General features: G+C 75.8%; 20 protein-coding genes. 10 read left to right on the forward strand and 10 right to left on the reverse strand.

Annotated elements, in window-relative coordinates; genetic code table 11:
* Positions 1-68 precede the first annotated feature (68 nt).
* Both ACI79L_RS22675 and ACI79L_RS22680 read right to left on the reverse strand, forming a co-directional pair.
* Positions 69-926, reverse strand: coding sequence for an SDR family oxidoreductase (locus ACI79L_RS22675; RefSeq protein ID WP_456938962.1), 858 nt, complete (start codon positions 924-926; stop codon positions 69-71).
* A gap of 102 nt (positions 927-1,028) precedes the next feature.
* Positions 1,029-1,166 carry a hypothetical protein gene (locus ACI79L_RS22680; protein ID WP_456938963.1) on the reverse strand — a complete coding sequence of 46 codons (138 nt, stop codon included), beginning with the start codon at positions 1,164-1,166 and terminating at the stop codon, positions 1,029-1,031.
* A gap of 139 nt (positions 1,167-1,305) precedes the next feature.
* On the opposite strand from ACI79L_RS22680, the gene ACI79L_RS22685 reads away from it, so the two are divergent.
* Positions 1,306-3,858 (forward strand): DEAD/DEAH box helicase, encoded by a 2,553-nt coding sequence (locus tag ACI79L_RS22685; protein WP_456938964.1) that lies wholly within the window; start codon positions 1,306-1,308, stop codon positions 3,856-3,858.
* A 2-nt stretch (positions 3,859-3,860) separates the two neighbouring features.
* Here the strand turns inward: ACI79L_RS22685 and ACI79L_RS22690 are convergent, their stop codons facing one another.
* The gene (locus ACI79L_RS22690) at positions 3,861-4,748 is read right to left on the reverse strand and encodes an arginase family protein (protein ID WP_456938965.1); all 888 of its coding nucleotides are present in this window, start codon (positions 4,746-4,748) and stop codon (positions 3,861-3,863) included.
* Between the two features lie 77 nt (positions 4,749-4,825).
* Here ACI79L_RS22690 and ACI79L_RS22695 point away from each other — a divergent pair, with 77 nt between their 5' ends.
* From ACI79L_RS22695 to ACI79L_RS22705, 3 genes are all read left to right on the forward strand, one after another.
* Complete coding sequence (locus ACI79L_RS22695) at positions 4,826-5,599, forward strand: sulfite exporter TauE/SafE family protein (protein WP_456938966.1); 774 nt, start codon at positions 4,826-4,828, stop codon at positions 5,597-5,599.
* Positions 5,596-6,360: a sulfite exporter TauE/SafE family protein gene (locus tag ACI79L_RS22700; protein ID WP_456938967.1), complete on the forward strand. Its 765-nt coding sequence runs from the start codon at positions 5,596-5,598 to the stop codon at positions 6,358-6,360. The genes ACI79L_RS22695 and ACI79L_RS22700 overlap by 4 nt, the downstream gene beginning before the upstream one ends.
* Before the next feature lie 130 nt (positions 6,361-6,490).
* Complete coding sequence (locus ACI79L_RS22705) at positions 6,491-7,231, forward strand: hypothetical protein (protein WP_456938968.1); 741 nt, start codon at positions 6,491-6,493, stop codon at positions 7,229-7,231.
* A 7-nt stretch (positions 7,232-7,238) separates the two neighbouring features.
* Here ACI79L_RS22705 and ACI79L_RS22710 read toward each other — a convergent pair whose 3' ends face one another.
* The 3 genes from ACI79L_RS22710 to ACI79L_RS22720 all read right to left on the reverse strand — a co-directional run bounded on the left by ACI79L_RS22710 (position 7,239) and on the right by ACI79L_RS22720 (position 10,747).
* Positions 7,239-7,616, reverse strand: coding sequence for a hypothetical protein (locus ACI79L_RS22710; RefSeq protein ID WP_456938969.1), 378 nt, complete (start codon positions 7,614-7,616; stop codon positions 7,239-7,241).
* 362 nt (positions 7,617-7,978) lie between these two features.
* A complete protein-coding gene (locus ACI79L_RS22715) occupies positions 7,979-9,652 on the reverse strand; it encodes an alpha-amylase family protein (protein WP_456938970.1) in 1,674 nt (557 codons plus the stop codon).
* Between the two features lie 63 nt (positions 9,653-9,715).
* Complete coding sequence (locus ACI79L_RS22720; RefSeq protein WP_456938971.1) at positions 9,716-10,747, reverse strand: TIGR03885 family FMN-dependent LLM class oxidoreductase; 1,032 nt, start codon at positions 10,745-10,747, stop codon at positions 9,716-9,718.
* 144 nt (positions 10,748-10,891) lie between these two features.
* On the opposite strand from ACI79L_RS22720, the gene malQ reads away from it, so the two are divergent.
* On the forward strand, positions 10,892-12,781 hold the full coding sequence (gene malQ, locus ACI79L_RS22725; protein ID WP_456938972.1) for a 4-alpha-glucanotransferase: 1,890 nt from the start codon (positions 10,892-10,894) through the stop codon (positions 12,779-12,781).
* A 72-nt stretch (positions 12,782-12,853) separates the two neighbouring features.
* On the opposite strand, the gene ACI79L_RS22730 is transcribed toward malQ, so the two are convergent.
* A complete protein-coding gene (locus ACI79L_RS22730) occupies positions 12,854-15,418 on the reverse strand; it encodes an ExeM/NucH family extracellular endonuclease (RefSeq protein ID WP_456938973.1) in 2,565 nt (854 codons plus the stop codon).
* A 419-nt stretch (positions 15,419-15,837) separates the two neighbouring features.
* Here ACI79L_RS22730 and ACI79L_RS22735 point away from each other — a divergent pair, with 419 nt between their 5' ends.
* On the forward strand, positions 15,838-16,002 hold the full coding sequence (locus tag ACI79L_RS22735) for a hypothetical protein (protein WP_456938974.1): 165 nt from the start codon (positions 15,838-15,840) through the stop codon (positions 16,000-16,002).
* Positions 16,003-16,072: 70 nt separating this feature from the next.
* Positions 16,073-16,273, forward strand: a complete 201-nt coding sequence (locus ACI79L_RS22740) for a hypothetical protein (RefSeq protein WP_456938975.1) — start codon at positions 16,073-16,075, stop codon at positions 16,271-16,273.
* A gap of 46 nt (positions 16,274-16,319) precedes the next feature.
* On the opposite strand, the gene ACI79L_RS22745 is transcribed toward ACI79L_RS22740, so the two are convergent.
* Positions 16,320-17,564: an MFS transporter gene (locus tag ACI79L_RS22745; RefSeq protein WP_456938976.1), complete on the reverse strand. Its 1,245-nt coding sequence runs from the start codon at positions 17,562-17,564 to the stop codon at positions 16,320-16,322.
* A gap of 33 nt (positions 17,565-17,597) precedes the next feature.
* On the opposite strand from ACI79L_RS22745, the gene ACI79L_RS22750 reads away from it, so the two are divergent.
* From ACI79L_RS22750 to ACI79L_RS22760, 3 genes are read left to right on the forward strand one after another with little or no spacing between them, the layout of a single operon-like run.
* Positions 17,598-18,011, forward strand: a complete 414-nt coding sequence (locus ACI79L_RS22750; RefSeq protein ID WP_456938977.1) for a hypothetical protein — start codon at positions 17,598-17,600, stop codon at positions 18,009-18,011.
* A 31-nt stretch (positions 18,012-18,042) separates the two neighbouring features.
* Positions 18,043-18,912: a DUF998 domain-containing protein gene (locus tag ACI79L_RS22755; RefSeq protein WP_456938978.1), complete on the forward strand. Its 870-nt coding sequence runs from the start codon at positions 18,043-18,045 to the stop codon at positions 18,910-18,912.
* A gap of 40 nt (positions 18,913-18,952) precedes the next feature.
* Positions 18,953-19,411 carry a pyridoxamine 5'-phosphate oxidase family protein gene (locus ACI79L_RS22760; RefSeq protein ID WP_456938979.1) on the forward strand — a complete coding sequence of 153 codons (459 nt, stop codon included), beginning with the start codon at positions 18,953-18,955 and terminating at the stop codon, positions 19,409-19,411.
* On the opposite strand, the gene ACI79L_RS22765 is transcribed toward ACI79L_RS22760, so the two are convergent.
* On the reverse strand, positions 19,402-20,316 hold the full coding sequence (locus tag ACI79L_RS22765; RefSeq protein ID WP_456938980.1) for a DMT family transporter: 915 nt from the start codon (positions 20,314-20,316) through the stop codon (positions 19,402-19,404). The genes ACI79L_RS22760 and ACI79L_RS22765 overlap by 10 nt on opposite strands.
* A gap of 88 nt (positions 20,317-20,404) precedes the next feature.
* Positions 20,405-21,157 carry an SDR family oxidoreductase gene (locus tag ACI79L_RS22770; protein WP_456938981.1) on the reverse strand — a complete coding sequence of 251 codons (753 nt, stop codon included), beginning with the start codon at positions 21,155-21,157 and terminating at the stop codon, positions 20,405-20,407.
* Positions 21,158-21,237 lie beyond the last annotated feature (80 nt).

The raw sequence follows: 21,237 nt of genomic DNA on the forward strand, positions 1-21,237 counted from the left end.
CCTGGCTCACCGCCGACGGTGAGCCAGGACGCGGCAGCGTGAGCTCAGCCGATCATCCTCGGACGGCGCTACAGGATCGGGTTGCCGCCGGTCACCGCGACGCGCGCGCCCGACACGTAGGACGCCTCGTCGCTGGCCAGCAGCACGTACACCGGCGCGAGCTCGGCCGGCTGACCGGCGCGGCCCATCGGCACCTGCTGGCCGAAGCTGGCCACCTTCTCCTCGGGCATGGTCGCGGGGATCAGCGGCGTCCAGACCGGCCCGGGCGCGACGCTGTTGGCCCGGATGCCCTTCTCGGCGTACATCTGCGCGAGGCTCGCGGTGAAGTTCGCGATGCCGGCCTTGGTCATGGCGTAGGGCGCGAGGCTCGGGCTCGGCATGTCGGAGTTCACCGACGACGAGTTGATGATCGACCCGCCCGCCGGCATGTGCGGGATCACGTCCTTGCAGAGGGTGAACATCGCGGTGAGGTTGGTGGCCACCGTGTGGTCCCACTCCTCGTCGGAGACCTCCTCCAGGCTGTCGTGCGACATCTGGAAGGCGGCGTTGTTCACCAGGACGTCGACCTTGCCGAACTCCTCGACGGCCTTCGGGATGATCGTCTTGGCGTGCGCCCGGTCGGAGAGGTCACCGGGCACCAGCACGCACCGGCGGCCGGCCTCCTCGACGTACTTCTTGGTGTCCTCGGCGTCCTCGTGCTCGGAGAGGTACGAGATGAGCACGTCGGCGCCCTCGCGGGCGAAGGCGATCGCGACGGCGCGGCCGATGCCGCTGTCGCCGCCGGTGATGACCGCGGCCTTGCCGGCCAGCCGGCCCGACCCGCGGTAGGTCTCCTCACCGTGGTCGGGCTTCGGCTCCATCTCGCCGAGCGTGCCCGGTGGGGTCTGCTGCTGCTCGGGCTGGGACTCGGGGCGGGGTGACGACACGGGGGCTCCTCCTGCTGGCGGGTCCGGCGGGGCGGGTCTGCTCCCCGTCCCGCCCTCGCCGACCCGCCTACCCGTGCGGTCCCGTGCGGAACCCGGGCGTCCTCAGGCCGCGCGCCGCGGCCGCGCCTGCACGGCCGGCTGCGGCGAGCCCCACCGCATCTCGATCCGGCGACGGCCCTCGGCGTCGGTCACCGTCACCCAGTGGCACTCAGGGCAGTTCTTCTCCAGCATGCGTCTCATCCACCTTCCGTTCACCTGCCGTTCACTTTGATCGACGGAGGCGATCCGCGCCACACCCCACCGGGCGAGTCGTGACCGTTTCGTTACACCGCCCCGGCGTCGGGGAAGGCCGGGACCGTCGGGCACGCTGTCCCTCACGATGACCGCGACCGCGCCCCTCCCCCTGCTCGACGACCCCGGCGACCTCACCGCCCTCCGGGCGCGCGGCAGCGACCCCGACGAGCTGTTCACCTCCTTCGCGGCCTGGGCCGAGGACGGCGGCACGCCGCTGTACCCGCACCAGGAGGAGGCGCTGATCGAGCTGGTCAGCGGTGCGAACGTCGTCCTCGCGACGCCGACCGGGTCGGGCAAGTCCCTGGTCGCCACCGGCGCGCAGTACGCGGCGACGGCGACCGGACGGCGCAGCTTCTACACCGCGCCGATCAAGGCCCTGGTGAGCGAGAAGTTCTTCGCGCTGTGCGGGGTGTTCGGCGCGGCCAACGTCGGCATGCTCACCGGCGACGCGAGCGTCAACGCCGGCGCGCCGGTCATCGCCTGCACCGCCGAGGTGCTCGCCAACGTGGCGCTGCGCGAGGGCGCCGGCGCCGACATCGGCCTCGTCGTCATGGACGAGTTCCACTTCTACGGCGACCCCGACCGCGGGTGGGCGTGGCAGGTGCCGCTGCTGGAGCTGCCCCGGGCGCAGTTCCTGCTGATGAGCGCCACGCTCGGCAACACCGACGCGCTGCGCGAGGACCTCTCCCGCCGCACCGGCCGGCCCACCGCGCTGGTCGCCGGCGCCGAGCGCCCGGTCCCCCTGCACCACTGGTACGCGACGACGCCGGCGCACGAGACCATCCAGGAGCTCCTGGACACCCGGCAGGCGCCGGTCTACGTCGTGCACTTCACCCAGGCCCAGGCGCTGGAGCGGGCGCAGGCGCTGATGAGCGTCAACGTGTGCACCAAGGAGGAGAAGGCCGCCATCGCCGACGCGATCGGCGGGTTCCGGTTCACCTCGGCCTTCGGGACGACGCTGTCGCGGCTGGTGCGCCACGGCATCGGCGTCCACCACGCGGGGATGCTGCCCAAGTACCGGCGGCTGGTGGAGCAGCTGGCCCAGGCCGGGCTGCTCAAGGTCATCTGCGGCACCGACACCCTCGGCGTCGGCATCAACGTGCCCATCCGCACCGTCGTGTTCTCCGCGCTGAGCAAGTACGACGGCAGCCGCACCCGGCTGCTCAACGCCCGCGAGTTCCACCAGATCGCCGGGCGGGCCGGGCGCGCGGGCTACGACACGGCGGGCACCGTCGTCGTCCAGGCGCCCGAGCACGAGGTGGAGAACCTCCGGCAGTTCGCCAAGGTCGCCGACGACCCGAAGAAGCGCCGCAAGCTGGTCCGGAAGAAGGCGCCCGAGGGGATGGTGCCGTGGTCGAAGTCGACCATGGAGCGCCTGGTCGCCGCCGAGCCCGAGCCGCTGACCAGCCACATGCGGGTGACGACGGCGATGCTGCTCGACGTCGTCGACCGGCCCGGCGACCCGGTCGCGGCGCTGCGCCGGCTGCTCACCGACAACCACGAGCCGCGCAAGCGGCAGCTGCGGCTCATCCGGGAGGCCGTGGGCATCGCCCGCTCGCTGCTGCAGGCCGGCGTGCTGGAGCGGCTGCCCGAGCCGGAGCCCGACGGCCGGCGCCACCGGCTGACGGTCGACCTGCCGCCGGACTTCGCGCTCAACCAGCCGCTGTCGACGTTCGCCCTCGCCGCGATCGAGCTGCTCGACCCCGCCTCGGACACCTTCGCCCTCGACGTCGTCAGCGTCGTCGAGGCCACCCTCGACGACCCGCGGCAGATCCTGGCCGCGCAGCTGAACAAGGCGCGCGGCGAGGCGGTCGCGCAGATGAAGGCCGAGGGCATCGAGTACGACGAGCGGATCGAGCTGCTCGAGGACGTCACCTACCCGAAGCCGCTCGAGGAGCTGCTCGAGCACGCCTTCGCCGTCTACGTGCGCAGCAACCCGTGGGCCGCCGACGCGCACCCCTCGCCGAAGTCGGTCGTCCGCGAGACGTGGGAGCGGGCGATGACGTTCAAGGAGCTGGTGTCCACCTACGGGCTGACCCGCTCCGAGGGCGCGGTGCTGCGCTACCTCTCCGACGCGGTGAAGGCGCTGCGGTCCGGCGTGCCCGCGGCCGCGCGCACCGAGGAGGTCACCGACCTCGTCGAGTGGCTCGGCGAGCTGGTGCGGCAGGTGGACTCCAGCCTGCTCGACGAGTGGGAGCAGCTGACCAGCCCGGACCAGCCGCTGGACGAGCCGGTCGCCGTCCCGGCGCGGGCCCGGCCGCTCACCGGCAACGAGCGGGCGTTCACCGCGATGGTCCGCAACGCGCTGTTCGCCCGGGTGCAGCTGTGGGCGCGGCGCCGCTGGTACGACCTCGGCGAGCTCGACGCCGGCTCCGGCTGGGACGCCGAGCGGTGGGGCGAGGTGGTCCGCGGCTACTTCGCCGAGCACGCCGAGGTGGGCACCGGCGCCGACGCCCGCGGCCCGGCGCTGCTGGTCTGGGACCGCAGCGAGCCCGGCGTCTGGCGGGTGCGGCAGATCCTCGACGACCCGGCCGGCGACCACGACTGGGGCATCGACGCCGAGGTCGACCTGGCCGCCTCCGACGAGGCCGGCGAGCTGGTGCTGCGCGTCGTCGACGCCGGCCGCAAGGACGCCTGACCTCAGGACGGCAGCGGCGTGGCGCGGGCGCAGACCGCCTCGAGCAGGTCCAGCGCCGTCGCCCGCAGCCGCCCCGCCGGGTCGAGGGCGGGGTCGTAGGAAGCCAGCGTCAGCGACACCACCGGCAGCCGCGACGCCGTCCGCTCCAGCAGGTCGAGCACGTCACCGGCGCCGAGCCCGTCCGGCGCGGCGTAGTCGTTGGCCGGGGCGATCGACGGGTCGTAGACGTCGAGGTCGACGTGCAGGTGGACGGCGTCCACGCGGGCGGCGAGGGCGGTCAGGGCGGCGTCGAGCGCCGCGCCGTCGCGCACCCGCCCCGGCGGGAGCCAGGCGACGCCCGACGCCCGCAGGACGGCCTGCTGCGCCGGGGAGAGGTCGCGGGCGCCGGCGAGCACGACGTCGCGCTCGTCCAGCGGCACGAACCCCGGGACGCGCGCGGCGAGCGCGCGCCAGCAGCGGCCGGCCACGACCGCCAGGCCCTGCCCGTCGAGGAACCCGCCGGTGTCCTCCTCGGGGGTGTTGAAGTCGCCGTGGGCGTCGAGCCAGACCAGCCCGATCCGCCGGCCGGACCCGGACAGGCCGGCGAGGACGCCGAGGGTCGTGCCGCAGTTGCCGGACAGCAGCACCGGCACCGCTCCCGACGGGCGGACCGTGGCCACGGCCGAGGCGACCGCGCGGCAGAGCTCGAAGGCCGTCGTCAGCTCGGCCCGCCAGGCGCCCCCCGGGCGGAGCACCTGCTCGGTCACGGCGTGCCCGCGCCCGCGCAACCGGCCGGCGGCCCCGCCGCGGGCCAGCGCCGTCGGGCCCGCCCCCGTCCGGAGCTCCTCGTGGCCGGAGTCGAACGGGACGCGCAGCAGGTGGACCGGTGGACGTGCTGGGGACCCCGTCACCGGCCGATCCCACCACGGTCCGGGAGCCGCGGCCGGGCCGCGCGGACCGGCGTGCCAGGCTCGACGGCGATGTGCGCATGACCGGAGCGGAGATCGCCGCCGTGCTCGCCGCCGGGGGCGCGGCGGGCGCGATCAACGCCGTCGTCGGGTCCGGGACGCTGGTCACCTTCCCGGTGCTGCTGGCCACCGGGCTGCCGCCGGTCACCGCGAGCGTGTCGAACACGCTGGGGCTCGTGCCGGGCAACGTCAGCGGCGCGGTCGGCTACCGCCGCGAGCTCGCCGGGCAGCGGGGGCTGGTGCTGCGGCTGCTGCCGGCGTCGGCGCTGGGCGCGCTGACCGGCGCGGTCCTGCTGCTGCACCTGCCGGCGGCGGCGTTCGAGGCGGTGGTGCCGGTGCTGGTCGGGCTGGCCGTCGTGCTGGTCGCCGTCCAGCCGCTGCTGACCCGCCGGCTGGCCGCCCGCCGCACCGACGGCGGCGCGACGCCGCGCGGGTGGCGGCTGGCCGGCCTGGTCGCCGGCGCGTACGCGACCGGCAGCTACGGCGGCTACTTCGCCGCCAGCCAGGGCGTGCTGCAGATGGGGGTGTTCGGGCTGCTGCTCGCGGAGCCGCTGCAGCGCCTCAACGCGCTCAAGAACGTGCTCAGCGCCGCGGTGAACGCCGTCGCGGCGACGGCCTACGTCGTCGTCGCCACCGATCGGGTCGACTGGGCCGCCGCCGGGCTGGTCGCCGGCGGCTCCGTGGTCGGCGGCGCGCTCGGCGCCCGGTACGGCCGCCGGCTGCCCGCGGCGGTCCTGCGGACGGCGATCGTCGTCCTCGGCTGCGTCGCCATCGGCGTGCTGGTGGCCCGGTGAACGCGCTGGAGTGGCTGCTGCTGGTCCTCGCCGGGGTCGGCGCCGGGCTGGCCGGCAGCATCGCCGGGCTGGCCTCGCTGGTGAGCTACCCGGCGCTGCTGGCCACCGGGCTGCCACCGGTGAGCGCCAACGTGACCAACACGGTCGCGCTGGTGCTGACCAGCGTGGGGTCGGTGAGCGCGTCCCGGCCTGAGCTGGCCGGGCAGGGCCGGCGGCTGGTGCCGCTGGCGGCCGCCGGGGTGGTCGGCGGGGTGGCGGGCGCGGCGCTGCTGCTGCTCACCCCCGCCGAGGCGTTCGAGCGGCTGGTCCCGCTGCTCATCGGCGGCGCGGCGCTGGCCATCCTGCTGCAGCGGCCGCCGGGCGAGCTGGCCGAGGAGGGCCGCCGGCTGCACGGCACCCGGGACCCGTGGTGGCTGGTCGCCGGCACCGGCGTCATCGGGGTCTACGGCGGCTACTTCGGCGCCGCCGCCGGGGTGCTGCTGCTCGCGCTGGTGCTGCTGGGCACCGGCGAGGGCCTGCCGCGCAGCAACGCTCTCAAGAACGTCGTCCTGGGGGCGGCGAACGCGGTGGCCGCCGTCGGGTTCGTGGTGCTCGCGCCGGTGGCCTGGACCGCCGCGCTGCCGCTGGCGCTGGGCTGCCTGGCCGGCGGCCGGCTCGGCCCGCGGGTCGTGCGGCGCGTGCCGCAGACCCTGCTGCGCCGGCTGATCGCGCTGGCCGGGCTGGGGCTGGCCGTCGTCCTCGCCGTGCAGGCCTACGGATGAGGCCGCGCGGTGGGCCCCGGGGTGGTGCGCACGGGGCCGCTGGACCAAGGTGACCTCGGGTCGCGGCACGGGCAGGTCCGGGGAGCGGCCACCGGGGAGGACCGGTGACCAGGACGACGGGAGTGGACGGGTGACGGCGAGTGACGCGGCGACGCGGTTCCTGGACGCACTGCAGGACCCGCCCGGCGACGGCGAGGACGGCCCGGAGATGGTGCCCTCCCGGCTGGCCCGGGCGGCCGCAGAGGCGGTCCGGGTGGACGGCGCGGCGCTGAGCATCCACGAGGGCGCCGGCCTGCGGACGCCGATCGGCGCCAGCGACCGCACCACCTCGCGGGCCGAGCAGCTGCAGTTCACCGCCGGCGACGGCCCGTGCCTGCGCGCCCACGACACCGGCAGCGCCATCGTCTTCGACATCGAGGACATCCACCGCAACTGGCCCGAGCTGCACGAGGCGCTGCTCGGCGAGACGCCGTTCCGCGCGGTGTTCTCGGTACCGCTGGCCCCGCCGCTGGGACCCACGGTGATCGTCGACCTCTACGCGCGGGAGCCGGCCACGCTCACCGGCGTCCCGCGCGACGACGTCGAGGCGGTCGTCGTGTGCCTGACCGAGGAGCTGGTGCGGGCCTCCGGCGGGGTGGCCGACGAGGGCGGGCACCGGTGGTGGGACTCCCCCGACGCCCGCCGCCGCAGCCGCGTGTGGCAGGCGACCGGCGTGGCCACGGTGGCGCTCGGCCTCGACGTCGTGGACACCCTCACCGTGCTCCGCGCGCGCGCCTTCGCCACCGGGCGGGTGGTCGACGACGTCGCCGACGACATCGTCGAGGGCCGGCTGGACCCCGCCACGCTGCGCGACCCGGACACGGTGGGCTGAGCCGCCCCTACCGGGCGGTGTAGGCGGCGAGGAAGAGCACGAACGCGCTGGAGCCGAGCAGCAGGCGGGCCGGGGTCAGCCCGTTGATCAGCCCCGCGGTCGCCTCCACCCAGGCCGGGCGCACCGCGGCCTCCCGGGCGCCGCGGCGGACCAGCCGCACCTCGTCGGCCAGCAGCGCCCCGGCCGCGCCGAGCATCACCAGCCCGACGACGAGGAACACCAGCGCCAGGCGCTCGGCGAACGCCTCGGCCCGCCCGCCGAGCAGCAGGACGGCGACCACCCCGGCCAGCAGGCCGAGGACCGCGCCGGCGGCCGGCGCCCACGGGCCCATGCGGGTCAGCGGGTCGCCCCGGCGGGCCCGGACCACCGGCGGCCGCCCGGTCACCGGCCCGGTCGGGTGGGGGCCGCCCTCGGCGCCGGGTACGGGCCCGCCCGTCGCCGGTCCGCCCGCCGCCGGTCCGCCCGGAGGGCCGCCGGGGGCAGGGGCGGCGGTTCCGGGGGACGCCTGGCCGGCCGCGGTCGCCCCGCCCGCACCCGGGTCGCCGGGCGGGTACTGCACGGGGGCGGTCGTGGGTGCGGTCGGCGGGGCGGGGTGCGCGGGGACGGCGGGCTCGGTCATCACCGGCGACGCTAGGCCGCCCCTCCGACAGGCCCGCGCAGGTCGGCCGGGCGCGGCGGGACCCACCGGTCCGGCACCGGGACGACGCGGCGCGCGACCACGCCCCGTCATCCCGGGATGACGGGGCGTCAGAGCAGCCGGCGGCTGTCCTCGGCGACCACCCGCAGCCAGCGGTACCCGTAGCCGTCGAGCGCCAGCTCCACCGCGCCGTCGTCGCCGATCGGCGTGGTCTGGGTGACCAGCAGGTCCTCCAGCCGGTGCGAGGCGTCGCAGCCGTCGAGCACGAGCGGCACGACGCGCGGCTCGGGGCCCAGGTTGTGCACGGCGACCAGCGTGCCGTCGTCCCACTCGCAGACGTGCGCGAGCACCTCCGGGTGCGGCTGCCCGAGCACCCGGAACGAGCCCCAGCCCAGCTCCGGCGACTCGCGGTAGCGGCGGATGAGCAGCTTCATGAACGACAGCAGCGAGTCCGGGTCGCGGCGCTGGTCGGCGACGTTGACGAACTCGGGGGCGAAGCCGCCGGTGACCACGGGCCCGGGGAGCCGGTCGGCGTCGGCGGTGGAGAAGCCGCCGTTGCGCCCGGCGGTCCACTGCATCGGCGTCCGCACGGCGAGCCGGCCCTCGGCGTCGAGGTCCTCGCCCATGCCGATCTCCTCGCCGTAGAAGAGCACCGGCGTGCCGGGCAGCGAGAACAGCAGGCTGTAGACCATGCGCACCCGCCGCGGGTCGCCGTCGAGCATGGGCGGCAGCCGGCGGCGCAGGCCGCGGCCGTAGACCTGCATGCGCTCCTCGGGGCCGAAGGCGGCGAAGACCTCCTTGCGCTCGTCCTCGGAGAGCTTGTCGAGGGTGAGCTCGTCGTGGTTGCGGACGAAGGTGGCCCACTGGCTGTCGGGGTCCACCTCGGGGCGGCCGGTGAGCGCCCGCACCAGCGGGCCGGCGTCGGCGCGGGCCAGCGACAGGTACATCGCCTGCATGCCGACGAAGTCGAACAGCATGGTCAGCTCGTCGCCGTCGTCGCCGCCGAAGAACTCCCGCTGCTGCTCGTGCGGCAGGTTCACCTCGCCGAGCAGCACGCCGCTGCCGGTGCGCCGGCCGACCAGTGAGCGCAGCGCGCGCAGGTACTCGTGCGGGTCGGGGAAGTGCTCGGCGTCGGCGCCGTCCTGGGTCTCGAGGAAGAACGGGACGGCGTCCACGCGGAAGCCCGACAGCCCCAGCTGCAGCCAGAAGCCCATGAGCCTGGCGACCTCGTCGCGCACCCGCGGGTTGGTGACGTCGAGGTCGGGCTGCTCCTTGTAGAACCGGTGCAGGTACCACTCCCCCGTCGGCTCGTTGCGCGTCCAGACCGAGTCCTCCTGGTCGGGGAAGACGACCTGGTCGGAGGTGTCCGGCGGCTCGTCGTCGCGCCACACGTAGAAGTCGTGGAAGGGCGCGTCGCGGCTCTGCCGGCCCTGCTGGAACCAGGGGTGCTGGATCGAGGTGTGGTTGACGACGAGGTCGGCGATCACCCGGATGCCGCGGTCGTTGGCCGTGCGGATGACCTCGACCAGGTCGCCGTGCGTGCCCAGCCGCGGGTCGACGCCGTAGAAGTCGGTGATGTCGTAGCCGTCGTCGCGCTCGGCGGTCGGGTAGAAGGGCATCAGCCACAGGCAGGTGACGCCGAGGTCGGCGAGGTGGTCGATCCGCTGGGCCAGGCCCGCGAGGTCGCCGCACCCGTCGCCGTCCCAGTCCATGAACGTCTCGACGTCGAGGCAGTACACGACCGCCGTCTTCCACCAGAGGTCCGCCGTGTCCGTGATCCGCACCCGGCGAGCCTGTCGATCACGGCCCCGCGCGGCAACCGGACGGTGCAGGACCGCTTCGGACGGCTACTTGAGGACGGCGGGCTGGGGCTCCTGGTGCGGCCGCAGCGGGTTGACCGCGACGGCCGGCGCGGGCCGGGTGACGTCGAGCCGCGGCAGCACGTGCTCGCCGAACGCGTCGAGGAACGGCTTCTGCTCCTTGCCCACGTGGTGCAGGTAGACCTGGTCGAAGCCGAGGTCGACGTACTCGGCGATCCACGCGGCGTGCTGCCCGAGGTCCGAGGACACCCGCACCGCCGTCGTCACGTCCTCGGGGCGCACGTGCGCGCTGGCCTGGTCGAAGGCCGTCGTCGTGTCCAGGTCCCAGCACAGCGGCGGCGGGAACACGTTGCTGCGCCACTGGTCGTGCGCGACGGCCAGCGCACGGTCCTCGTCGGGGTCCCAGGAGACGTGCACCTGGATGGTCAGCGTCCCCTGCCCGCCGGCGTCCCGGTAGGACGAGACGACGTCACGCAGCACGTCGTGCGGCTGGTTGATGGTGACCAGCCCGTCGGCCCACTCGGCGTGCCGGGCGGCGGTGCGGGCGGTGACGGCGGGCGCGATGAGCGCGGGCTGCTGCTCGGGCAGCGTCCAGATCTGCGCGCGGTCGACGACGACCAGCCCGTCGTGGCTGACCTCCTCGCCGGCCAGCAGCGCGCGGATGACGTCGACGCACTCGCGCAGCCGCGCGTCGCGGATCTCCTTGTTCGGCCACACGTGCCCGGTGACGTGCTCGTTCATCGCCTCGCCCGACCCCAGCGCGGCCCAGAACCGGCCGGGGAACATCGCGCCGAGGGTCGCGATCGCCTGCGCCACGATCACCGGGTGGTAGCGCTGCCCGGGGGCGTTGACCACGCCGAAGGGCAGCCCGGTGGTGGCCAGCGCGGCGCCGAGCCAGGACCACGCGAAGCCCGACTCCCCCTGCCGCGGGTTCCACGGCGTCAGGTGGTCCGAGCACATCGCCGCGGTGAAGCCGACCTCCTCGGCGTGCTGCGAGGCGGCCAGGAGCTCGGCCGGGTGGACCTGCTCGTGCGAGTTGTGGAAGCCGATCACGGTCACCGGTCGTGCCTACCCCAGCGCCTCGTCAGCGGCCACAGGACCGCCGAGTGCCGGAACCGCGGCCGGCCGGGCGGGGACGGGAGGAGACCGGCGCCACGCCGCGCCTGCGCTGCGATCACCCGGGCCCGCCGTGAGGATCGGGGGGTGACACGCACCAGCAGCACCGACCGCTGGGGCATCGACGCCACCTGGCTCGACGCCCTCGACGAGGAACACGAGGTCGCCCAGGCCACCATCGACCGCCTGCGGGAGGTGATCGGCGAGCCGCCGGAGGACCTCGAGCACCGGGCGCCCATCGTCGCCCGCCCCGGCGACGTCCTGGAGGTCGACGAGGCCGAGGTGACCCTCGAGGACGGGTCCACCCGGCACGTCGACGGCGAACTGCCCGCCGACTTCCCGCTGGGCTACCACTGGCTGCAGGAGCCCGGGGGCCCCCGGCGCCGGCTGGTCGTGTCCCCCGGCCGGTGCTGGCTGCCCGAGGACCGCGCGTGGGGCTGGGCGGTGCAGCTCTACGCCACCCGCGGCCGCGGCAGCTGGGGCATCGGCGACCTCGCCGACCTGCGCGCCGTCCGCGAGATGGCCGCCGGCCAGGGCGCGGGCTTCGTGCTCATCAACCCGCTGCACGCCGTCGCCCCGACCCCGCAGCAGGAGGCCAGCCCCTACCTGCCGGCCACCCGCCGCTTCCGCAACCCCGTCTACCTCCGCGTCGAGGAGGTGCCCGGCGCCGACCGCGTCGACCTCGACGGCGACGCCGGCCGCGCCCTGTCCGAGGGCGACCTGATCGACCGCGACGCGGTCTGGGCGCACAAGCGCGAGGTCCTGCGCCGGGTGTTCGACGCCACCGGCCGCGACGACCCCGCCTTCCCCGACTGGTGGTGGCACCAGGGGCAGAAGCTGCAGGACTGGGCCACCTGGTGCGCGCTGGCCGACGTCCACGGCCCCGACTGGCACACCTGGCCCGAGGAGCTGCGCGACCCGCGCAGCGGCGCCGTCGGCTCCTTCGCGGCCGAGCACGAGCGCGACGTCGCCTTCCACGCCTGGCTGCAGTGGTGCCTGTCGCTGCAGCTCGAGCGCGCCACCGAGGGCATGACGGTCATCCAGGACCTGCCGATCGGCGTGGCCGGCGGCGGCGCCGACGCCTGGACCTGGCAGGGGGTGCTCGCGCAGGGCGCGACCGTCGGGGCGCCGCCGGACGAGTTCAACGCGCAGGGCCAGGACTGGGGCTCCCCGCCGCTGGTCCCGTGGCGGCTGCAGGAGTGGGACTACGAGCCGTTCGTCGAGTCGATCCGCGCCACGATGGCCGGCGCCGGCGGCCTGCGCATCGACCACGTCATGGGCCTGTTCCGGCTGTGGTGGGTGCCCTCGGGCGCCAGCGCGGCCGACGGCGCCTACGTCCGCTACCCCGCCGAGGACCTGCTGGACATCGTCGCGCTGGAGAGCCACCGGGCGCAGGCGGTCGTCGTCGGCGAGGACCTGGGCACGGTCGAGGACGGCGTCCGGGAGGCCATGGCCGAGCACGGCATCCTCAGCTACCGGCTGCTGTGGTTCGAGGACGACGACCCGGCCGAGTGGCCCGAGGAGGCGATGGCCGCGATCACCACGCACGACCTGCCGACGGTGGCGGGGCTGTGGACCGGGGCCGACGTCGACGAGCAGCGCGAGCACGGCACCGGCAGCGACGAGGAGCTCGAGCGCGGCCGGCGGTCCCTGCTGGAGCGGCTGCCGGGGCTGCGGGAGAACGAGAAGCCGGAGACGGCGGTGAAGCGGGCGCACGAGCTGCTCGGGCGGGCGCCGTCGCTGCTGCTGTCGGCCACCCTCGACGACGCGCTCGCCGTGCGGCGCCGGCCCAACGTGCCCGGCACCACCGACCGGCCCAACTGGTCGCTGCCGCTGCCGGTGCCCGTCGAGGACCTCCCGGGGCACCCGCTGCTGCAGGAGGTCGCACAGACCCTCGCCGCGGGCGTGCTCGCGACGACCGACCCCGAGGAGGACGCGATCGGCGAGCAGGCCGGCGGGGAGGCCCGTCGGGACTGAGCGGCCCGCGAGACACGTCCGGCGCGGCACCCGCTCGGGTGCCGCGCCGGACGCGCGTTCAGGTGCCGGTCGTCAGGACTCGGCGCCGTCCTGCTCGGTGCTGCCGGCGCCGCGGCCCTGGGTCAGGGTGTCGGTGCCGGGCCCGCCGACGAGCGTGTCGTCGCCGTTGCCGCCGTCGAGCGTGTCGACACCGAAGCCGCCGAGCAGCAGGTCGTCGCCGTTCTCGCCGGACAGCCGGTCGTCGCCCGCTCCGCCGCAGACGACGTCGTCGGCGTTGCCGCCGGTGATCGTGTCGTCGCCGCCGAGGCCCATGATCACGTCGACGCCGTTGGTGCCGCGCAGGACGTCGTCCCCCGCGGTGCCGCGGATCGTCGGGGCGAGGCCGTCGCAGCGCTCGTCCAGGTCGATCCCGACCAGCAGCGGGTCGTGGTCGCTCGAGCGGAACGGGTTCGCCGCGTAGAGCGCCTCGTCGCCCGCGTACTGGTAGGCGAAGGACTCGACCGAGTTGATGTTCCAGTGCACGGCTCCCCTCACCTTCGCGGTCAGGGATGCGGTGGCCAGGGCGTGGTCGAGCGAGCCGGACAGGTTGTCGAAGACGTAGCTGTACCGGTCCGCGTCGAACCGCGACCCGAGGTCGGTCAGCCCGGCGGCCTCGAGGGCCACGATCGGGTCCTCCTGCGTGTAGGCGTTGTAGTCGCCGAGGGAGATGACGTCGGGGTCGCGCTCCCGCAGCTCGTCGACGAACGCGGCGAGCGACTCGGCCTGGCGGACCCGGTCGCCGTTCCAGGCGCCCTGGCCGTCCCCGGCGTCGGCGTTGTCACCCGTGGCCGAGTCGCCCGAGCCCTTGGACTTGAAGTGGTTGGCCACCACGGTGAAGGCGTCGCCGTCCTTGACGAAGGTCTGCGCCTGCGGCTCGCGGGCGTTGTCCCAGACCTCCTCGTCGACCAGGCCGACGGGCTCCCCGACCGGCTGGACGACGCCGACCTGGTAGATGATCGCGCTGCGGATGACGTCGCGGTCGACGTCGTAGAGCTCCTCGGGCAGCGGGACGTGGGCCCACTTCTCGTACCCGGCGTCCGCGTTGAGGCGGGTCACCAGGTCGGCGAGCGCGGCATCGGCGTCCCCCGGGTTGCGGCCGGTGGAGTCGGTGTCCTCGATCTCCATCAGCGTCACGACGTCGGCGCCGAGGGCGTTGATCGCCGGGACGATCTTCCCGGCCTGCTGCTCGAACTCGCGCTGACTCGTGGCCCCCCGGGCGTCGGGGCCGCCGAGCGTCAGGAAGTAGTTCAGGACGTTGAACGCGCCGACCCGCACGTCGCCGGGGACGGCGTCCGGCGCGGCCGGGCGGGTGTTCTGACCCGCGAAGACACCGGCGGCGGTGCCGTCGGCCGGCTGCAGACGCCAGGCGTTGAAGCCGTAGCCGAGGACCAGCGGCTCGGTGAACGCGAGCTCGTCGCCCACGCGGACCGGGGCCTGCGGCGTCAGGTACGGCCGGGTGGTGACGCTCACCCGGGCGCTCACGCCGTCGTCGAGGACGATGCCGCGCATCGCGTTCTCGGCGGCGATGGCCTCCGCCTCGGCGCCGGGGCGGGCGAGCTCGGTGGGCTGCACGAGCAGGCCGCCCTCGGAGAGGGTCAGCTCGCCGTGGCTGGTCAGGTCGAAGACCTCGCTGACGGTGAGGGTGTCGACGGGCGCGACGAGCATGCCCTCGAGCCGCTCGCGCTCGGCGTCCTCGGCGGGCAGGTCGAGCCGGGCGGGCTCCGGCAGGTCCTCGGCGGTGCCGTCGGCGCAGACCGCGACGTCGGTGCGCGCGGTGATCTGCGTCTGGCCGCCGAACTCGCTCACGGCGCCGCGCACGGCGACGGTGTCCCCGAGGTCGACCGCGGTGCCCGGGCTGTAGACGAACACGCCGTCCGAGGTGGCCGCGTTCCCGTCGCCGTCGGCGTCCTGCAGGTGGAAGCCGTCGAGGCCGGGCACGTCGCCGACGACGACGCCCCGCACGGTCACCGTCTGGCCGCCCAGCGGGGTGCTCGCCCCGGCGCCCTGGACGGCGCCGATCTCGTGGGTGGTCGCCACCTCGCAGGAGAACGACGGTGCCGGCGGGGTGGTCGTCCCCCCGCCGTTGACGGAGCCCTTGGTGTTGGCGCCGAGCGCCCAGGTGCCGAGGGTGTCGGCGGCCGAGGAGAAGGTCCGCGACAGCGACTGACCGGCCGGCTCGTTGCCCGCCTCGGAGGCCTTGATGTCGACGCTGGTCTGGCCGGCCGCCGGACCGTCGAGGGCGGTGAACACACCCTCGTAGGACAGGAACTCGGCCACGGTGCCGTCCGGACGGACCAGGGCGAGTCCGTCGGGGCCGCCGTTCTGGACACCGTTCGACGGGTACTCGACGACCGCGACCCCGTCGACCACAGCGGGCAGGGCGTCGTCGTCGTAGGCCTTGCGAGCCGTGGAACCGGTCCCCAGGTCCCCGTTGTAGAGGACGACCCGCCACCCGTCCGAGGTCGTGCCGGGCGGGAAGGTCACCTCGACGAACTCACCGGTGTCGGTGCCGACGTTGTCGTAGTGGATCTCGGAGAGGAACGGCGTGGTGGGCGCGGCCGACGCGGCGGTCGGGAGACCCGTGACGGCGACGGCCACGGCAGCGGCGCCGAGTGCCGCCCGGCGCGCGAGCAGGCGCCGGGAGCCGGTTGATGAGAGCACTGAGGACCCTTCAGGCAGGTGCCAGGACGTGAGCGACGCTAAGCAGCCGCCGTGCACACTCCAACAACGGTTCGTAACGAGTAGGTGACTACCCGCACAGAGTGTGACCGGGATCACCGACATGTCGGCGTGTCACCGAGTCGACACGCCGACACGGCGACATGGCGCCGGCAGCCGCCGTCCGAACGCGTGTTCGATCACCGTGACACACTGCGCACGTGGCAGGCGGGATGCATCGGGGCAGGTCACGGCCGTCGCTCGGCGAGCGGGCCGCGGACTCCGGCGTCGCGCCGGCTCCGGCCCCGGAGGTCCCCCCGCGGCCGCCGGCACGGGCACCGGCGGGCCGGCACTGCTGGGTGCGCACCCCGCCCGGCGCGGACGGGACCGTCCCCGGCCTGCTCGTCGAGTGGCGCCAGTCCGCCGGCGGCTGGCAGGGCCGGGTCGCCTACGCCGTCCCCGGGCCGCACGGCCCGGTGCTCGTCGAGGCGTGGCTGCCGGCGGGGTCGCTCGAGCAGCGCTAGGGGTTTCCCGCCCGTCGCGACGGCTATGGCCTCCGGGACCGATCGACGACGACGCAGCGGAGGCACTCCGATGACCGAACCCGACCGCCCGACCCTCGACGACGTCATGGACACCGAGGAGTCGGCGCCGCGCGACCGTCAGCAGCACGGGAAGACCGACCCGCGGCCGGACGACGACTGGCTGCAGCACCGCACCGAGCAGGAGCGGCAGGCCGTCGGCTCCGACGACGCCGACCCGGCCGGCGCGGAGTTGCACTCCGCCACCGACTGAGGAAGGACCCTCCTGCCAGGGGCGGGTGCCGGAGGGCACCCGCCCCTCAGCCCCGGCCCAGCGCGGTGCTGCGCCCGAGCAGCAGGGCCAGCACCAGCGCCCCGCCGATGCCGGTGCCCGCGATGGCCACCGCGCCCGGCCACCCCGCGGTCGCCCAGGCCCGGCCGGCCAGCGTGCCGCCCACCGACGAGCCGACGTAGTACCAGAACGAGTACAGCGAGGCGGCCTGCCCGACCGGCCGCTCCCCCAGCGCCGCCCGCGCGGCCACCCAGCCGCTGGCCACGCCGTGCGCGGCGAAGAAGCCGACCGTCAGCACCGCCAGGCCCGTGACGAACAGCGCCAGCGGCGCGGCCAGGGTCAGCGCGAGGCCCGCCGCGGTCACCGCCAGCGCCACCGGGACCACCACCCGCCGCCCCACCCGCTCGGCCAGGGCGCCGGCGACCGGGGAGGCCACCGACCCCAGCAGGTAGGTGAGGAACACCAGGCCGGCCAGCGCGGGCGACAGCCCGTACGGCTGCGCCTCCAGCCGGAACGTGCCCGCGTTGTAGACCGCCACGAACCCGCCCATCAGCAGCGCCGCCAGCCCGTAGAGGCCGAGCAGCACCGGGTCGCCGAAGCCGCGGGCGAGCTGGTGCAGCACCGGCGTCTCCCGCGGCACCGCGACGAACCGGCGCGAGGCCGGCAGCAGCACCCAGACGGCGACCGTGCAGGCCACCGCGAGCCCGGCGATGCCGCCGACCGCCGTCCGCCAGCCGCCGAGGTCGGCCAGCGCCCCGGCGACCACCCGGCCGCTGAGCCCGCCGATCGCCGTGCCGCCGACGAACAGCCCGATCGCCCGCGAGCTCACCGACGCGTCCAGCTCCTCGCGCAGGTAGGCGACGCCGACGGCGGGCAGCCCGGCCAGCGCGAACCCCTGCAGGCCGCGCAGGGCGAGCAGCGCCTCCCACGCCGGCGCCACCGCGGTCAGCACCGCCAGCTCGCTCGCGACCGCCAGCGCCGCTCGTAGCACGGGCCGGCGGCCGATCCGGTCCGACAGCGGGCCGAGCACGAGCAGCCCCAGCGCCAGGCCCGCCGTCGCCACCGAGACCGACAGGGTCGCCGCGGCCGGCGACACGGCGAAGGCGCGGGTCAGCTCGGGCAGCAGCGCCTGCGGGGCGTAGAGGACGGCGAACACGGCGACGCCGGCGAGGAACACCGCTCCCGACGCGCGGCGCAGCGCGGGGTCGCCGGCCCGGTGCCCCCGCGGCAGCGGCTCCTCCCCGCCCGGCACGGCGGCGGGCGGGGACGGCACGCGCCCATCGTGCCCGGCTGCTGGGATGGTCCCGTGCCCCGCCTCCGGTCCGCCGACGTCGCCTGCTGGGTGGTCAAGACGGCCCGGCCGCCCGAGGCCGTCGTCCCCGGCTGGCGCCCCGGGGAGCCCGCGACGGTCTCCCGCTGCCTGCGCCGCTCCTACCGGCTGGGGCTCATGCGCCCCGGCGACCCGTGCCTGCTCTGGCTGAGCGGCCCCGACCGCCCGGGCGTGCACGCGACCGGGGAGCTCGCCGGGCAGGTCGGCGAGGGCGCGGACGGTCCGGTCGTCGTCGTCCGGCTCACCCTGCTCGCGGCCCCGGTGCCGCGCGGCGACCTGCTGGCCGACCCGGTCGCCCGCGACGCCGAGGTGCTGCGCATGCCGGCCGGCAGCAACCCCTCCTACCTGACGCCCGCGCAGCACGCCGCCGTCCTCGCGCACCTGGGCTGATCCCACGGCCGCGGCTGGGACCATGGGTCGCATGCCCGGCAAGCGGATCACCTGGGGCGCGGTCGCCTGGCTGCTGACCCTCCAGTTCTTCGTCGTCGAGACGGTCGTCCAGTCGCGGTCGGTGCTGCCGTACTCGCGCTCGGCCGACACCATCAGCGCCCTCGGCGACGCCACCCAGCCGGCGCACGCGCTGATGAACGCCTCGTTCGTGGTGCAGGCCGGGCTGATCGGCGCCGGGGCGGTGGCGCTGCTGCCGGTGCTGCGCGGGCGGGCGGCGCGCCCCGCGGTGGGGCTGCTCGGCGTGGCCGCGCTCGGGGTGCTGCTGGTCGGCGTCTTCCCGCGGCTGACCTCGCCGGCCCTGCACACCGCCGGCACGGTGCTCTACCTGGTCGGCGGCGGCCTCGGGCTCATCGCGCTGGCCTACGCCGTGCGGCCGTGGTCGGAGGCGCTGGGGACCACCGTCGTGCTGCTCGGCCTGTTCGCCACCGCGATGACGGTCTTCTACGGCGCCGGGGTGGTCGAGCTGCTCGGCGAGGGCGGCACCGAGCGCGCCGCGGCGTACGTGCTGCCGATCGGGCTGGCGCTGGCCGGGCCGGGGCTGTGGTGGCTCAGCCGGATCCGCGCGGAGCCCGACACCGGCCGCCCGACCCGGCGGCAGCTGCGCGCCCAGGAGCGCGAGCGGGAGCGGCTGGAGCGGGCCCGGCGCGCCGCCGAGCGGGACGACGCGCTCGAGGCCGCCGCCCGCCGCGCCGACGCCACCGGGGCGACGACGGCGGGCCCCGCCGGCCACGACGCCGCCGGCCACGACATCGACGGCCACGACACCGACGACCACGACGCCGACGACGACCTGGACCCCGACGACCCGTGGGCCGGCCCGCGCCGGCGCCGGGAGGGCTGACCCGCTCGCGGGCGTGCCCGGCCGCGGCCACGATGGGGCCATGACCGCCGAGGAGACCGCACCCACCCTCCAGGAGATCCCCGTCGAGGAGTGCCACCGGCTGCTGGCCACGCAGGAGATCGGCCGGCTCGGGGTGAACGCCGAGCACCACCCGCTGATCTTTCCGGTCAACTACGCGATGGACGGCACCACGATCGTCATCCGCACCGCCCCCGGCACGAAGCTGGCCGCCGCGGAGCACGCCAACGTGAGCTTCGAGGTCGACGAGATCGACCGGCGCACCCGCAGCGGCTGGAGCGTGCTGGTGCGCGGGGTCGCCGAGGTGGTGGGCCCCGAGCACCGCGCCGACCTGGTCGCCCGCACGCGGGCCACGGGCCTCGAGCCGTGGGCGCCCGGGGAGCACGGGCACTGGGTGCGGCTGATCCCCACGGCGGTCACCGGCCGGCGGATCGTGCCCGGCGAGCTGCCGCCCGCGGTGGACCCCCGCGCCTACCTCTGAGCGGCCGCCTTCAGCACCGGCTCCGGCTGCCGCACCCGGCCGCGGCGGCGGGACAGCGCCACCCCGGCCAGGCACACCGCGCCCCCGGCGACGGCGAGCGCCGGCGGCACCTCGTCCAGCAGCGCCCACCCGAGGACGACGACCAGCGGCGGCACCAGGTACGTGGTGACGCCGAGCCGGCCGGCCTCCGTGCGGGCCAGCGCGTAGGCCCAGGTGCTGAACGCCAGCGCCGTCGGGACCACGCCGAGGTAGACCATCCCCAGCACCGACGACACGGGCGCGGCGGCCAGGTCGGACACCAGCGCGCCGGCCCACGGCAGGCAGCACACCGCTCCGATCGCGCACGCGGTCGCGGTCACCTGCAGCGGCGGCAGCCGGCGCAGCACCGGCTTCTGCGCCACCACGCCGACGGCGTAGGTCACCGCCGCGACCAGGCACAGCAGCACCCCGAGCAGGTCACCGCCGCTCCCCCGGCCGGCCACCCCGATGAGCAGCACCCCGGCGAAGGCGACGGCGAGCCCGGCGACCAGCCAGCGCGGGAAGCCCTCGTGCAGCCACACCCCGGCGAGCACCGCGATCAGGATCGGCCCGATGTTGACCAGCATCGCCGTCGTCCCGGCGTCCAGGTGCCGCTCGGCGGCGTTGAGGGCGACGTTGTAGACGGCGAACCAGCCGACCCCGCAGACCGCCAGCAGCCCCCACTCCCGGCGGGTGGGGGCGACCCAGCCGCGGCCGAGCGACAGCAGCGCGAGCACCGCCGTCCCGACCAGGAGCCGCCCCAGCGCCAGCGCGCCCGGCGAGAGGTCGGCGCCGACGGCGCGGATGCCGATGAAGGCCGAGGCCCAGGCGAGGACGGTCACGACGACGGCGGCGAGGACGGGCAGGGACACCGGGCGGGCGGGCACCAGCCGACCGTAGGGGTGGCCGACGACCGGGCACCGGCGGTTTCCGGACCTGGCGCTCGGCTTGCGGAGATCGGCAGGGACGGCGCGCTCAGCCGCGGAGGTGCTCGGCGTAGGTGACCCGCCCGCGCGCCGCCTGCGGGCCCGGCAGCACGCCGCCCTCGCGGAACGCGGCCGACAGCCGGCCCGGCAGCGGGGTGGACACCACCCGCACCGAGGGCTCTCGGGCGGCGACCCAGGCGCGGGCGAGGTCGGCCGCCGAGAGGTCCTCGGGCCCGCCGAACTCGACGACCTCCCCACCGGACGGCGGCCCGGCGACGACCTCGGTGAGGAACCCGGCCGCCTCGCCGACGTCGACCGGCGCGGCGCTCCAGCCCATCGGCACGATCAGCACCGGCCCGCGGCGGGCGGTGCCGAGCATCTCGTCGACGAAGTCGTGCCACTGGGTGATCCGCACGATGGTCACCGGCAGCCCCGAGGCCAGCACCACCTGCTCGGCCGCGAACTTGGCCCGGTAGAAGCTCCACGGCACCCGGTCCACGCCGACGATCGAGACGTACACCAGGTGCTGCAGCCGGTCGCGGTCCAGCGCCTGCACCAGCCGCCGGGTGCCGGCGACGTCGACCTGCCACGGGTTGCCCCGCGGGTCGGTGGCGGCGTGCACGACCACCTCGGCGCCGCGCACCGCCGCCGGGAGGTCCCGGCCGGTGGCCAGGTCCGCTCGCACCCCTCCCGGGCCGGTCCCCCGCCTCGACACCTGCCGCACCTGGTGCCCCGCCGCCTGCAGCGACGGGACCAGGACCCGGCCCAGTCTCCCCGTACCTCCGGTGACCACGACGTCCATGGGTGCAGTCTGGCCGGACCGGTCCTTCCCGTTCCACCGGCGTGCCGCAGCAGTCGTATCTCACGTGCGAGATACCGTTC

The organism is Geodermatophilus sp. SYSU D00684 (assembly GCF_054050455.1).